Annotated in this window: 12 protein-coding genes; 8 read left to right on the top strand and 4 right to left on the bottom strand. The window is 51.3% G+C overall.

Features of this window, described 5'->3' with window-relative positions; genetic code table 11:
- Window positions 1-26: 26 nt before the first annotated feature.
- Both JSQ80_RS03325 and JSQ80_RS03320 read right to left on the bottom strand, forming a co-directional pair.
- Window positions 27-1,430 (bottom strand): ABC transporter substrate-binding protein, encoded by a 1,404-nt coding sequence (locus JSQ80_RS03325; RefSeq protein WP_206094334.1) that lies wholly within the window; start codon window positions 1,428-1,430, stop codon window positions 27-29.
- 212 nt (window positions 1,431-1,642) lie between these two features.
- Window positions 1,643-3,100 (bottom strand): ABC transporter substrate-binding protein, encoded by a 1,458-nt coding sequence (locus tag JSQ80_RS03320; protein WP_206094333.1) that lies wholly within the window; start codon window positions 3,098-3,100, stop codon window positions 1,643-1,645.
- Between the two features lie 405 nt (window positions 3,101-3,505).
- On the opposite strand from JSQ80_RS03320, the gene JSQ80_RS03315 reads away from it, so the two are divergent.
- On the top strand, window positions 3,506-3,910 hold the full coding sequence (locus JSQ80_RS03315) for a hypothetical protein (protein WP_206094332.1): 405 nt from the start codon (window positions 3,506-3,508) through the stop codon (window positions 3,908-3,910).
- A gap of 68 nt (window positions 3,911-3,978) precedes the next feature.
- Here the strand turns inward: JSQ80_RS03315 and ytvI are convergent, their stop codons facing one another.
- Window positions 3,979-5,097, bottom strand: coding sequence for a sporulation integral membrane protein YtvI (ytvI, locus tag JSQ80_RS03310; protein ID WP_087435185.1), 1,119 nt, complete (start codon window positions 5,095-5,097; stop codon window positions 3,979-3,981).
- Between the two features lie 131 nt (window positions 5,098-5,228).
- Window positions 5,229-5,849: a 5'-deoxynucleotidase gene (gene yfbR / locus JSQ80_RS03305; protein WP_206094331.1), complete on the bottom strand. Its 621-nt coding sequence runs from the start codon at window positions 5,847-5,849 to the stop codon at window positions 5,229-5,231.
- Between the two features lie 250 nt (window positions 5,850-6,099).
- On the opposite strand from yfbR, the gene JSQ80_RS03300 reads away from it, so the two are divergent.
- The 7 genes from JSQ80_RS03300 (at window position 6,100) to JSQ80_RS03270 (ending at window position 15,020) form a co-directional block, all read left to right on the top strand.
- Window positions 6,100-7,653, top strand: a complete 1,554-nt coding sequence (locus JSQ80_RS03300; RefSeq protein WP_206094330.1) for a fumarate hydratase — start codon at window positions 6,100-6,102, stop codon at window positions 7,651-7,653.
- A gap of 424 nt (window positions 7,654-8,077) precedes the next feature.
- The gene (pnpS, locus tag JSQ80_RS03295) at window positions 8,078-9,895 is read left to right on the top strand and encodes a two-component system histidine kinase PnpS (protein ID WP_206094329.1); all 1,818 of its coding nucleotides are present in this window, start codon (window positions 8,078-8,080) and stop codon (window positions 9,893-9,895) included.
- Between the two features lie 107 nt (window positions 9,896-10,002).
- The gene (locus JSQ80_RS03290; RefSeq protein WP_206094328.1) at window positions 10,003-10,728 is read left to right on the top strand and encodes a response regulator transcription factor; all 726 of its coding nucleotides are present in this window, start codon (window positions 10,003-10,005) and stop codon (window positions 10,726-10,728) included.
- 273 nt (window positions 10,729-11,001) lie between these two features.
- Window positions 11,002-11,994: a helix-turn-helix transcriptional regulator gene (locus JSQ80_RS03285; RefSeq protein WP_206094327.1), complete on the top strand. Its 993-nt coding sequence runs from the start codon at window positions 11,002-11,004 to the stop codon at window positions 11,992-11,994.
- Window positions 11,995-12,053: 59 nt separating this feature from the next.
- Complete coding sequence (locus tag JSQ80_RS03280) at window positions 12,054-12,587, top strand: DinB family protein (RefSeq protein ID WP_206094326.1); 534 nt, start codon at window positions 12,054-12,056, stop codon at window positions 12,585-12,587.
- A 170-nt stretch (window positions 12,588-12,757) separates the two neighbouring features.
- Entirely contained in the window at window positions 12,758-13,882 is a 1,125-nt protein-coding gene (locus tag JSQ80_RS03275; RefSeq protein WP_206094325.1) for a methyl-accepting chemotaxis protein, read from the top strand.
- Between the two features lie 127 nt (window positions 13,883-14,009).
- Window positions 14,010-15,020, top strand: coding sequence for a PstS family phosphate ABC transporter substrate-binding protein (locus tag JSQ80_RS03270; protein WP_206094324.1), 1,011 nt, complete (start codon window positions 14,010-14,012; stop codon window positions 15,018-15,020).
- Window positions 15,021-15,069 lie beyond the last annotated feature (49 nt).

Here is a 15,069-nt window from a genome sequence, read left to right as displayed (position 1 = left end):
AATCAGGCTCTCCGCGCTTCTGTGTGCTACTTCTTGCCGGCCTTCGCCTTCGTCTTCTGTGCCGCCCGCGCCTGCTCGAGGAGCGCGTTGCCCTCGTTCTCAATGGCGGCCGCGGCCGCTTCGGCAGCCTTCCCGTTCTCGATCATTTCGTACAATTGCTTTTCCACCAGATTCGGGAAGCCAAATCTGAACTCATCCGGTCGGTTCACGTTCGAGCCTCCCCAGATGGAACCGCCCCCGGCCTTCGGCCGCAGCAGGTAGAAGCTTTCCGTGCTTTTGCCCGCGATTTCTTTGGTGAAGCCGGATCTTGTCTGCAGGCCTGCATGCGGAGAGCGGGACACGGCCTTCGCTATTTCCGGGCTGTTCACGTACTTCATGAATTCCCACGCCGCCCGCTTGTTCGCGGAATCAGCCGCAATTGCATAGATGCCGTTCAATTCCACGAATGGCGATTCGTCCGGTGATGCCGGATCGACGGGAACAGTGACCATGTTCCACTCCATCTCCTGTCCATCATTCTGCATCGGACCTTGCAAAAGTTGACCCCGGAACATACCTGATCCGAACACCATCGCGACTTCGCCCCTGAGGAACGGCTCAGTCTGCAAATATCTCACGTCTTCTTCCAATGGCGCAAATACCGCTCTGCTGCGAACCGCATCGGCCACCAGCTCCATCGCTTCCTTCCAGCCCTCCGTGTTAAATGCCAGCTTCTCTCCCTTCGCGTCGAGCGCGCGCAGCGACGAGGTCGCCGCTATCCCGAACAGAAGCTCTTCCACCCGGCCGAAATCCTCCGTCAGCCCATAAATGGGCTTATCCTCGGAACCCAAGCCGGCGAAGCGTTTCGATAACTCCAACACCTCTTTCCAGCTCATCTGATTGCGCGGCGGATCAATCTGATATTCCCGGAACAGCTCGGCGTTATAGTAAAGGTTACTCGTATAAAAGGACGGAGCCAAGCCGTATAGCGAGCCGTCCCCATAATCCCGCATCATATCGATAAGTCCGGGCATGTAACTGTCAACATCGAATTTCTCCTGTGTGATGATCGGGTCCAGATTGTACAGCTTGCCTTCCTGCGCCAGCTTCTCGAACAGGTCGGTTTCGGTGGCAAACAGGATATCCGGTTTGTTGTTCTCAATCAGCTTGAGATACTCTTCCTCATAGCTCGTCCCATTCTTCTCGATATCCCGGTACATTTTAATGAGGCTGATGACTTCGAACTCAATGTTGGGATATTTGTCATTAAAGTTCGCATCAAAGCCATTGCCATAATCCCTGTAAAAGCTTTCCTCGTTGTGGTACATTACTTTAATTTTCACCTTGCCCTCCGGATCCAGCTCTTCGAGCACCGGCTTCTCGGCAAAGCAACCTCCCAGCAAAGAGATTACCGTTAGCAGCAGAATGGCAACCTTCCATTTCTTTCTCAATCCGTTCTCCTCCTTTTCGTTTAAAAAAGCAAGTATATCGGCCGTTCCCGGACTCTTCAACCAGATAAAGGAAAAGTTAAGCGAATAGATAAGTGAATGTTAAGAATATTAAGAAATCCCACTCATTCCAGCGCTCCCTTGGGGTGTCTCTATCTGCCGAAAAAAAGACCGCCGACTTGTGTCAGCGGCCTCGGATCCAGCCTTCTCCATCTTCACTTCTTCGCGGCGTTCTCCTGCGCCTTCTCCCGCGCCTTCTCCCGCGCCTTCTCTGCCTCGGTCTTCTCTCTCTCCCGCTCTTGCTTGAGGATAACGTTGCCTTCGGTCTCGATCTTGGCAACGGCGGCTTCGGCCGGTTTATTGTTCTCGATCATTTCCCTCAATTCCTGCTTAATCAGGTTCGCGAAGGGCCAGTAGAATCCCGGCGGGATCTTCACGTTCGGTCCGCCCCATACATTCCCGCTCGACGCCTTCGGTCTCAGCATAAAGAGAGGCTCCAGGCTTTTGCCGTCCAGCTCCTTCATGTACTCCCCCCTTGTCGGCAGCTCGTCGAACAAGCCCTGCAAGGAACGGGAAGCGGCCTTCGCCCTGTCCGGACCGTTCACGTACTTCACGAATTCCCAGGCGGCCCGCTTATTCGGGGAATCGGCCAAGATCGCGAATTGACTGCTAAGAAACACATAATTTGATTCATCCGGATTCGCCGGATCGACAGGCGCGGTCACGATGCCCCAGTCGATTGGCTTTGCTTCCTTATCATATTTCGGATACTCTCTTAGCCCATGCAAGAACATGGGCGATCCGAGAACCATCGCGACCTTGCCTTTGAAGAAATTCTCGCTCTGTTCAACATCAACCTCACCATAGCGGGATCGCGGTTCCAACAGCGTCGAAAAAACCGCTTTGCCGCGAATCGCGTTGGCTGTCAGCTCCATCGCTTCCTTCCAACCGTCCGTATTGAACGCGATCTTCTCCCCCTTCGCATCAAACAGCCGCAACGACAAGCTGCCGGCCACATCAAAAAAAATGTTGTCGGCTCGGCCGTATTGACCAACCAAACCGTAGATTGGATCGTCTTCGGAACCGGATTCCGCAAAACGGCTCGACAATTCGAGCAGTTCTTTCCAGCTCATCTTGTTGCGCGGCAGTTCAATATGCTGCTCCCGGAACAGATCGGCGTTATAGAAGATGACCTTGGTCGTAAAGTGCGGTGTCAGGCCATATAGCGAGCCGCCCCCGCGTTCCCGCAGCAAATCGACGAACCCAGGCAAATATCCGCCAAGATCGAACTTCTCCTGTTCGATAATCGCCTCCAAATTATACAGTTTGCCTTCCTGTGCCAGCTTCTCGAAGCTGTCGGAGTCGGTAATAATGACATCCGGCTTATGTTTTTCCGTAAATTTTACATATTCTTCCTCGTAGGTCGTGCCGTTCGCCTGCATTTCCCGGCGAATTGGAGCGGTGCTCACAACCTCCAACTCAATATTGGGGTACTTCAAATTAAATGGGTTGCCATATTCCTTAAAAAAACTGTCCTCGTCATAATAGAGCACTTTCATTTTCACCTTGCCCTCCGGATCCAGATCTTCGAGCACCGGCTTCTCGGCAAAGCAGCCTCCCAGCAAAGAGATTACCGTAAGCAGCAGTATGGCAACCTTCCATTTCTTTCTCAATCCGTTCTCCTCCTTTTCGTTTCAAAAAGCAAGTATATCGGCCGTTCCCGGACTCTTCAACAAGATAAAGGAAAAGTTAAGAGAGAGTATCAGTAAATCTTAAGAATTACGAAGGTAAACTCTTGAGGACTATTTTTGCTGCGTACTCACGAACACTTACGATAGTGTAAGCTTGCGGCTTGGAACTGTAAGAGAGATGAATGGCTGCGGAAGCGCCAGCCTTGTACAATCAAGACATAAGTTATATAAGTTGAACAAAAAAATTCATTCGACTTATACAGTCAAGCCAGACGCTTCTTCCAGGTGAGCGGCCATTCAGTATGTATATTGAACCGTTGCGAGGGGATATGGAGGCATGCAAGACTGAACTGTCGCAAGCACAAGATGCAAAGGAATGGTGCTCTTATGTCTCATGTTACGATCAACATCAATAACCGCAATGTGTTGCTGGTGACTGAGCCTCGGGTTGTCCGCATCGTAAATAATGATGAGCTTATGGATTTGCTGCAATCCTACGGCAGTCTAATGGAAGCCGGGAAAGCGATAGCCGACCGCGTGTTGGAGGAACATTGTCTTAGAGAGCGCAGAGCACTTAACATTAGCAGGGATTCGTTGGCCGCTGAAATTGTCGGGCATGCGATGGCCATTCCATTATTGGAGCAATTGAAGAAGAAGGTGCCATTCGTTCCTGAACGGCTCATCGATACGCTCTGTGACAAAGCGGAGCATCACGTGGACGTCATTGATTGCGGCGAGGGACAGGTTGACAGCAACCGCTGGGTATGGGACATTCTCGGCTTCGTTTTTTAGATAACATAAAAATAAAGAAGAGCTGAACTTACGCCATTCAGGTGCGCGTAATCAGCTCTTTTTGTTACTTACTCACTTTGGAATTTACCTGTCATGACATAGCGCCACACATCACGAAATACGTTCGCCTTCTGAAGCGCGGTCAGGACGACGAGCGCGATGATGCCGACGAATATACCGATGACGCCGAACAGCTTCAGCCCCGCGAACAGGAAGATGAGCAGCATGAGCGGATTCAATCCGATGCTGGAGCCGTATACTTTCGGTTCGAACGCATGCCGGGTGACGAGAATGACCGGCCATAATATTAACAGCCCCGTACCCAAGAAAATATTCCCTTCAAAATAAGCGAATACCGCCCAAGGAACGATGATAGCCGGGATGCCGATCAGCGGAATAAGATCGACGATGCCGCCGATGATGGCAATGGTGAACGCATATTGGACCCCCAGAATGAGCAGGCCGATAAAGAACACGATTGCGGTAATGGTTGACAAAATAATATGTCCCTTTATGTAGCCAAAGATAGCGTTCTGCAAATCGCGCACGACGACGCCGAACGAGGCATGCACTTGCGCGGGAATGATTGCCGCGCCCCGTGCCGCAATCTGGTTCCATTGCTTGCTGATAAGGAACGTGGCAACCATGATGATGACAGTAATAACGGCGAATTTCGGCAAAAACAAGATTGTGGATTTCAAGAACATGAATAAGTAAGTGACGATCGTCGTCCCTGCGCCAGCAATCGTACTCGTATATTTGGATAGCGAGGACTGGATATCGACCGAGCTGAGCGTGTTATTTAACTCCATTAATAAGCTTTGAAATTCCGCGGATTGATAATAGTCAATCAACATATCTTTCCACTCCACAATTTGTTCTTGCACGATCCCCATAATATGCCAGGATTCCGCGATGATTTTCGTAGCGAACACAAATACCGCACATGCAATGATGGCCGCAAACAGCAGCAATGACGCGGTGACGGCGAGCCAACGCGGGAACTTCCAGCTCCGCTCCAGAAAGCGGACGACCGGGTTCATCATGTAAGCGAGCAGCCACGCGACAAGAAATGGATAAATGATGGGAAAACCGTAATAGAATAGCGCGATGGCGGCTGCAAGAACGATGGCGACCCATGCAGCCCGAAAAATGCGGTGAACTAGTGTGACGTTGAAAATGGGCATATCGCTCTCCTTTTCGTGATGACTCTTTTACTTATGGCTGTTGCCTTTGTGAATGGCACTGTCATTATTTTATCAGAATTGATTCGGGAAACCCAATTGATACAGCCATAGACGGGTAAGCATGCGCGGAATTAGTCCTTAAGAGACATTTCATCTAGTGTCATATCGAAGCTTGGGGCAAGCTTCTGCAGCACGTAATCGACCTCGGACAGACCTAATTGCTTCAGCTTTTCTTCCGTCTCCCGTTTCGCTACCTCAAATTCGCGGTTTCCGGCAGCCAGCTCGCTGCCGCATTTGAAATAAGCATCCAATAAGTCGGCCGCTTTGACATATAACCGCACGTCCTTATCAGGTTCGGACTTCGGATCGATGAGCGGGGCATAGACGGATTGCAGTTCCTCGGGAATCATGCGGATAAGCCGTTCGGCTGCCAGCTGCTCGATCTCGCGGAAGTTGGACAAAATGCGGGCATTATGATGCTTCACTGGCGTTGGAATATCCCCGGTGAACACTTCTGTTGCGTCATGGAACAACGCATACGTAACCGCTTTGCCCGTATCGATATCTTTATGGAATACTTCATTGGCTATCGTGCAGAGCATATGTGTCGTCATCGCGACGTGAAAGGAATGCTCGGCGACGTTCTCTTTATTCGTATTGCGCATCAGGCTCCACCGTTCGATATGCTTCAACCGGTACATATAGGCAAAAAAGTGATGGGGCAGCGCGGATTGGTTGTCTGATTGATGCATTTGAGTTCCATCCTTTCATTAAGTGCTTGAACAACCTAATATAACGTGCTCCAAAGTGGGCCGAAGGTCGCTCTGATTGGAAATGCTTCGAAGAAATTGTGCTCTTATGTTATTATATTACTATTGAGATGTGATTGGCGTCATAGATAAATGATACGTGCATTGCTTCGTTCCCGCCGCAACCAGACTTCGCATCATGATCAATCATTTTCCGGGACATGACATGCGATGAGAGGAGCTACGTCTAATTATGAAATCGTTTTTACAGAGTGTGTATGAGCTGATTGTAGAGACTTCGACGAACCTGCCAGGGGATGTTCGCCGGGCTATTGCACGGGCGCAGGAGCGTGAAGATGCCGCAACCCGTTCGGGTCTGTCGCTAAGCACGATTGCGCGCAACATTAAGATGGCGGAAAACAACGTGTCGCCTATCTGCCAAGATACGGGCATGCCTACCTTTATCGTGCATACGCCAGTCGGCGCGAACCAACTCGTGATGAAGGAGCAAATCCGCGAGGCGATTAGCCGCGCGACGAAGGAGGGCAAGCTGCGCACGAATTCGGTAGATTCGCTTACGGGGTCGAACAGCGGGGATAACCTGGGACCGGGAACGCCGGTCATCCATTTCGAGCAATGGGACAAAGATATGATTGAGGTGCGGCTTGTCTTAAAGGGCGGCGGCTGCGAAAATAAAAATATCCAATATAGCCTTCCCGCGGAGCTGGAGGGGCTGGGCAAAGCCGGACGCGACTTGGACGGCATCCGCAAATGCATCATGCATGCGGTATATCAAGCGCAAGGCCAAGGCTGCAGCGCCGGGTTTGTCGGCGTCGGCATCGGCGGCGACCGTACGACTGGCTACGAATTGGCGAAGCAGCAACTGTTCCGCAAGGTTGAGGATACGAATCCGATTCCAGAATTGCAGAATTTGGAAGATTATGTGATGGATAAAGCGAATCAGCTAGGCATTGGGACGATGGGCTTCGGTGGTGAAGTAACGCTGCTGGGCTGCAAGATTGGCGTCATGAACCGGCTGCCGGCCAGCTTCTTCGTATCGGTAGCATATAACTGCTGGGCATTCCGCCGTCAAGGCGTCCTCATCGACAGCACGACCGGCGAGATTCAAGAATGGGTGTATGAGCGCGGCACGGAAGTAGAAATGCAGGAACCGGCTGCTGCAGATGTGAACGGACAAGCCAAGGCAGCTGACACAGGCAATGAAAGCCGGCAAATCGTGCTGACGACGCCAATCACGGAAGAGGCGATTCGTTCGCTCCGTGTCGGTGACGTCGTAATTATTAACGGCGAGATGCATACCGGACGCGACGCGCTGCACAAGCACTTAATGGATCACGATGCTCCGGTGGACTTGAACGGAGCGGTCATATATCACTGCGGTCCGGTCATGCTTAAGGATGAGGAAGGCTGGCATGTCAAAGCGGCTGGCCCGACGACCAGCATCCGGGAGGAGCCTTATCAAGGCGACATCATCAAGAAGTTCGGCATCCGCGCGGTCATCGGCAAAGGCGGCATGGGCGCAAAGACGTTGGCTGCGCTCGGCGAACACGGCGCGGTATATTTGAATGCGATTGGCGGTGCGGCGCAATATTATGCGGAGTGCATCAAGAAGGTAAATGGCGTGGACTTCATGGAATTCGGCATACCGGAAGCGATGTGGCATTTGCAGGTCGAAGGCTTCGCAGCGATCGTAACGATGGATGCGCACGGCAACAGCTTGCATGCGGACGTTGATCGCGGTTCTTTCGAGAAGCTGGCTCAATTGAAGGAGCCTGTATTCGTATGAGCGCAGCACCCCGCTTGGATTGCAAATAAATGATTGGTTCGAACGCTATATATTCATTCTTATCCCCGGCAGTCTTGTGCTGGGGGTTCTTTTTAGTGATATGCTGATCTCCTTCATCTGGCTCATACCTTGGCTGGGCTGCCAGTTATATATTTGGCAAGCGGGGAGATGCTCTGAAAGAGGAGGCTTGGCTTTGGATCGGGGATGCGCAATATTTCGCTTGGACTGGTGTTGGCGCTGCAATATTTGGGACCTGGAACGGCGGTTGCCGTTGTGCTGGCCATCCCCATTCAGCAGCCTGGGCCACGGTGTATTATGCTCTTTTACAAAAGCTTAACAAACTGCCGTCTAGCCAAACCGAAGCGCTATAAGTACGATGAATAGGTAGATGAGAATCTTAGACAGATGGAGTGGAGAGATGAGCATGTCACGCTTTCGCACGCGTTTGACCCTTATTTTTGTGCTGCTAATCGGCATTTCCGTATTGACGGCGGGCATATATATGGCGTCTTCCTTTAAAGAAAGCCATATCCGGCAATTGGAGCAAAATATGTCCCGGGAAATTAAGCTCATTGAACAGACGCTTGTATGGCAGCGCGGGAATGGCGCCGCCGACGTGGTTGAATATTACAGCGGTTGGGCTCGTAAGCTGCACGAAAGCGCCGATGCCCGCGTCACCTTCATCTGGGCGGATGGAACGGTCGTGGGAGATTCGGATCATAAGGCAGCCAACATGGATAACCATCTGACCCGTGAAGAGATCGCCGCTGCACGCCAAGAAGGCTTGGGTTCAAAAATACGCTATAGCGACACACTGAAGCAGAACATGCTGTATGTGGCCAGTCCGGTGCACACGCCCAATTTCGAAGGCTATATTAGATTGGCGATGAGCCTTGAAGATGTCGAGAAGAGCGTTCGTGAGCTGTGGGCTTATTTAGCGCTCGGATTGGCTGCCTTATTCGTCGTCGCCGCGCTTGTCAGCTATCGCATTGCTTATAATTTGACGCGTCCGATTGAGAACATGACGCGGGTCGCCCTACGTTTCGCCCATATGGACTATAAAGCCCGGGCTCAGGCCGTCGGCAAAGACGAGATCGGCCAGCTCGGATCCGCCATCAATGCAATGGCAGACAGCCTTCAGATTCAGATGACGCAAATTCGCGAAAAGGAAAGCCGGCTGCAAACGGTGATGGAGCATATGATCAACGGCATCGTCATGGTGGATGCGGAAGGCCAAGTCGCCCTGTTGAACCGGAAAGCAGAGCATATTCTCGGCGTCAAGAGCAGCGAATGGCTGGGGCGTTCGTTCCAGGACGTGCGCGCGCCGCACGAGCTGCTGAATATGACGGCCGAAGTGCTGGAGCGAAAGCTCCTGCGGCATGATGAAATTACGATATACTATCCCGAGGAGCGGCTGCTCGATGTCAGCGTTGTGCCTGTGCATTTCACGGATGGCGAGTGGGCGGGGATTCTTCTCGTCATGCAGGACTTATCCGAAATTCGCCGCTTGGAGCGAATGCGGAGCGAGTTCGTCGCCAACGTATCTCACGAGTTGAAGACACCGATTGCGGCAGTGAAGGGCTTTGCGGAAACGTTGCTGAACGGGGCAATGAACGATCCCGAAATTGCGAAAACATTTTTGCAGATCATTCATGATGAGAGTGAACGGTTAAACCGTCTTATCGGAGACATTCTGGAATTGTCCAAGATTGAATCGAAGCGGGTGCCGCTGCAGTTCTCGCCGGTGCAGGTCGACAGCTTCTTGGAGCAGACTGTGGAGATGCTGCAGAAGGAAGCGGAGAAGAAACGGATTGATATTCACCTGCAGGCAGAACAAGACCTGTACGTGGAAGCGGATGAGGACCGTTTCCGCCAGATCGTGCTCAATCTGCTGTCCAATGCGATAAATTATACCCCGGAAGGCGGGCACGTTAAGGTAACCGCAGCCTCTATCCAGAATAACGAGCTGGGGGAAGCGGAACGCATCCAGATCACGATTGCCGATACGGGAATCGGAATACCTAAAAAAGATGTGCCGCGCATCTTCGAACGGTTCTACCGGGTGGATAAAGCGCGCTCCCGCAGTTCAGGGGGGACGGGATTGGGTTTGTCCATCGTGAAGCACTTAGTAGATTCACACCATGGGGCTATTTCCGTAGAAAGCGAATTGGGCGTAGGCACGACGTTCACGATCGAGCTTCCGGTGCTGCAGGATATGCCGTCTTCCAATCCGATGAATTAGCCGGATAAAAAACTGGTCGGCATCGTTAAAAATATGTTAGGATAATGTTGAGATACGATGAAGAAAGACGAGAACGATGAAGTGAATCGACTTTCGGAGGAATAGTGATGTCTGAGCTTAAAGTATTAGTCGTTGAAGATGAACCAACGCTTGCACGGCTGCTGTCGTACAACTTAACATTGGAAGGCTATGAGACGACTGTGGTAGACCATGGCACGCAAGGATTGCAAATGGCGCTTCACCGCAAATTCGATCTTATTATATTGGACATTATGCTTCCCGGCATGAACGGCTTTGAAGTATTGTCCAAGGCAAGACAAGCAGGGGTTCGCACACCGGTTATCATTTTGACCGCGCGCAATGCGGAGGAAGAAGTGGTGCAAGGACTCAAGCACGGAGCGGATGACTACATTACGAAGCCGTTTGGAGTGGCCGAGCTGCTTGCGCGCGTGGGAGCCGTGCTCCGCCGCACCTCTAACGATGCTCCAGCCAATACGATGGATGAAGAGGGCGATGATAAAGTCATCGTGCTCGGCGATTTGCGCATCTATCCGGAGAAATACGAGGTGACGCTGCATCGTGATTTGATTCCTCTGCGCCCGAAAGAATTCGAAGTGCTGCTGTACCTTGTCCAGCGTCCAGGAACGGTCGTCACACGGGATGACTTGATGAATGCCGTGTGGGGATTTGACTATATTGGCGGACAGCGAACGGTGGATGTGCATGTCAGCTCTTTGCGCAAGAAGCTGGAAATGAATCAGCAATCCGTGCAGATTGATTCGATACGCGGAGTTGGCTACAAGCTGGTGGTCCAGAAGAAGCAGACGGTGTAAAAGTAAAAATGTCAGGTCTATTGATGGCTTAGGTTAATAGTAACGGGCTCCCTTTTGCGAGGGAGCCTTTTTTGCTTATGATGCAAACTCGTACAGATCGATGTATTGAAGCGTATAATTGCATGCTAGTGAGTGAACTATAATCGTCCTTGGGGCCAATTTCTGCTTTCTGATGGAAAGGGAGAATGGAGCAAGAGGGTGATTCCACAAGCTGGAACTTTAAGAAGATAAAGGTTATCATAAAAATATATCAGATGCAAAAAGGTGATTCCGATGAATCGGACGGATCGGTTGCTTGCCATCCTTCTCGAACTGCGCAGCAGGAAGCTGTGCCGGGCGGAGGATTTGGCGGAGCAGTTTGAAATTAGCGTAAGAACGGTGTATCGGGATATGCTGGCGCTGTCGGAAGCGGGGATTCCGATATGCGCGGTGCCGGGACAAGGCTACTCCTTGATGGAAGGCTATTTTTTGCCGCCGTTGTCGTTGCTGCCCGAGGAAGCGATTCTATTGCTTTGCGGGGGGGAACTGATGGAGTCGATCTTCTATTCTCCATGGAAGGAGCACGCCCGCTCTGCCCATCGCAAAATCGAGGCTCTGCTGAGCAGCAGTCAGCGGGAGCAGGTGGACGAGCTGCGGCAACAGGTACGGATTTTGCCTGTCCCGTACGCAGAGTCTTCGGCATTGCGCGATCAAGATTTAGAGATGGATACGCGCCTGTTCGGTATGATTCGTGAAGGCATTCAGGAGAACTGTGTGCTGCACATCGAATACTATGGGCTGCATAACGGCAGCGAAGGCGATTCGTCACCGACCCGAAGGAAGATTCATCCGTATGGGCTTATACATGTTGGAGGCAGATGGATGCTCGTTGCGTATTGCGAGCTTCGGCAGGCGATGCGTCATTTTCGTCTCGACCGCATTGAAGCTCTGCAGCCGACGAAAGAGACGTTTCTGCGAGATCCGGACTTTTCTCTGCCCGCATATAAGAAGGACAATGATCGAACCGTTAAGGTTCAGGTGTGCTTTACGCCTGATATTGCGTCCCAGGTGAGAGCTTCCCGATGTTTCTATATCGATTCGTATGAAGAGCAGGCAGACAGGCTCCTCGTGAACTTGCTTGTCCGCCGCGAGGATGAGGCGCTGAGCTGGATTCTTGGCTGGGGGTATCGGGCGAAGGTGCTGGAACCGGCGTCTTTGGTGCAGCGAATCGAAGAGGAAATAGCCGCGCTCCAAAAAGTATACATGGCTTCCGAGCTCCTGACATAAGGTTGTCAGGAGCGATCTCTTATGATGGCTATATAACCAAAAGAAAGAGGGAATTCGTCATGAAGGAAAATCAGAAATGGCTTGAAAATTTAGAGAAAATCGGAGCGCTCGTGGAACATTATCAAAAAAACCTTGATCGATATACGATCGAGCAGCTGTGTTATAAGTCGAAGGATGATGAGTGGTCGCTCGGACAAATGTATAATCATCTCATTCGCTCGACGCTGTTCATGCAGCTTGGCGCGATAGCGAAGTGTGCTGAAGAAGAATCGACGGAGACTGCAGAAGGAATGAGTGAACATGGGCAGCGCATCTTTCAAATGGGCGCTTTTCCGCCAATCAAAATCAAAGTTCCGGATTCGCCGCAGCATACGCCGCCCCAGCCGGAGAGCAAGGAACAACTGGCAAAAGGATTGAACGAGGTATGGGAGAAGACGCAATCGTGGGCGACTAAGTTGCACGAGATCCCCGGAACTCGGAAAGTCATGCATCCAAGGCTTGGCTATTTAAACGCGCCGGAATGGTTTCAGCTGACTGAAATGCATCTCCGCCATCATTTGCGGCAGCAGGAAACGCTTGAACAGGAGCTATAGAAGCCTCATAATAATACAGCCCTCGCGAATTATCTTCGCGAGGGCTGTTGCCGTTTTATAGTTGGTCTTCGTTATTACAATAACTTAACTTTTGCAAAACAGAACATTTACAATTACGTGCTAAATTGGGACTTAGGGCGGATTTCAGGACTATAGTAGGGGTGAGCTTCATGATAACGAAGGTTGGCACGACCCGGCGAAACCAAGAGGAACCGCAGCACCGGCTCATAACAGGAGTATACGACGATCTCATACAAGCGGCGCCCATGATTCAGGCAGACACGACGATTGAAGAAGCGGAGCGGCGGTTTCGCCGCGATCCTTTTCTTGCGTGTCTCATCGTAGGAAATGGAAGGAAGCAGCCGATCGGCATCGTCATGCGCGAACGATTCCATGAAATCATGAGCAAGCGTTTCTCGCCGGCACTATTCCATGAGAAGCCGATTACGCGGCTTATGGACGGCGATGCTGTGATCGTGGAGTGGGGGATGGATACGGGAGAATTGTTGGATCTTGCAGCGGCGCGGCCGGAAGAACGAATGTACGACAGCATTGTCGTTACCCGCCATCAAGAATATATCGGCATTCTGTCCTCGAAGCAGTTATCGCTATTATCCAGCCGAGTCCGAATGAATTCCAAACGCAAAGAAAAGGAAGTGGTCTCTTCGACGCTTGAAGCGCTTGATGCAATCCGCCATGAGGCGGAACGCGTTCGGGAAGCGGCGGGAGACGGGAATCGGCATGCCGACCGGATGATAGAGGAAACGACGACGGGAAAAACAGTGCTTGATAGTGTATCTGCTTCCTTTCATCAGGTCGTCGTAGAGGTGGAAGGACAAGCTCAACAGACGAAGCTGCTGAAGGAGCATACCGAAGCGGTGGCCCAGGCGGTCGGCGTCATCCGGAGCTGGTCTGATTCCTGCCATATGCTCGCGTTAAATGCTTCTATAGAAGCGGCGCGTGCCGGTGAGCACGGAAGAGGGTTTCAAGTGGTGGCTGGGGAAGTGCGAAAGCTGGCGGCGCTAACGAAGTCAGCGACCGGACAAATAGAAGCTACGCTCAATCAGATGACGGACGCTATCAATCTAACGTTACAGGCCAGTGATTATACGAATGCGGAAGTGCAAACGACCCTGTCGGGCCTTACGACCGCAGTCAAGCAATTTGAGCAGCTGTCCCGGGCTATCGTGGACAACCGCAACAGATTGGAGCAAGTGGATGCGTATGCGAAGCGCATGGTGACCGCCGCACGCGATGCGCATACCCAATTAACGATAATGTCAGACAGTCCATAATATTTTACACTGCGTTTACAAAATACAAAAACAGGCTTAACAAACAAGCTTTAAGATACAAAGTGTAAGACGAAAACGAAAAATCGAAATGATTAAAAAGCAATCCAATCAAAAGGAGAGGGTACACTTGAAAAAATGGGGAAAACAAATCATGCTGCTAACGCTTGTTGCAGCGTTAACCGTTGTGCTGGCGGCATGCGGCGGCAAAAAAGAAGATACGAGCGCCAACTCTGGCAGCAACACGACAGCAACGGAAAATACGGCGAACGGTTCGACCTCGGAAACGGCTAGTCCCGAGAAGTTGTCCGGAACGATTGATATAGACGGCTCCAGCACGGTATATCCAATTACGGAAGCAATGGCCGAGGAATTCGGCAAGGAGCATGGGGAAGTGCGCGTGTCAGTCGGAACGTCGGGCACAGGCGGCGGCTTCAAGCGCTTCATCAATGGCGAAACGGCTATCAGCAACGCTTCCCGTCCGATTAAGGATAAAGAAGCGGCATCTGCGAAGGAAAAAGGCATCGAGTACTTGGAATTGACCGTTGCTTACGACGGTTTGTCGATTGTCGCCAATAAAGACAACGATTGGGTCGACAAAATTACGATTGATGAATTAAAGAAAATTTACGAACCGAGCTCCAAAGTGAAGACGTGGGCGGATGTGCGCGCAGGCTGGCCGAATGAGGAAATTAAAATTTACTCGCCGGATGCGAACCACGGAACATTCGACTACTTTACAGAAGAAATCAATGGCAAAGCGCAAGAAAGCCGCAATGACAAGCAAGTGACGTTCAGCGCTGACACGAACGCCATTGTGCAAGGGGTCGCAGGCGACAAGAACTCTATCGGTTATTTCGGATATTCCTACTTCGAAGAGAACCAAGACAAGCTGAAGCTTATCCCGGTTGACAATGGGACTGCGACCGTAGCGCCTTCCCAAGACACCATTAAAGACGGCAGCTATTCGCCATTGTCCCGTCCATTGCTCATCTACGTGAACAAGAATCATATGGAGAAGCCAGAAGTGAAAGCTTTCGTTGAATATTACTTGCAGAATGTAGGCAATATCGCCAAAGAAGTCGGTTACGTAGCGCTTCCGCAAGAGAAATACGACGAGCAACTGAGCCAACTGAAATAATTGGATTCATCATCTGAATGGATGTGGAAACACGTAAGACCAGCATCAT

This window comes from Paenibacillus apiarius, assembly GCF_017052585.1.
Classification (GTDB): domain Bacteria; phylum Bacillota; class Bacilli; order Paenibacillales; family Paenibacillaceae; genus Paenibacillus_B; species Paenibacillus_B apiarius.
Note: the sequence above shows the minus strand (reverse complement) of the source record. Positions and strands in the feature narration are given on the sequence as shown.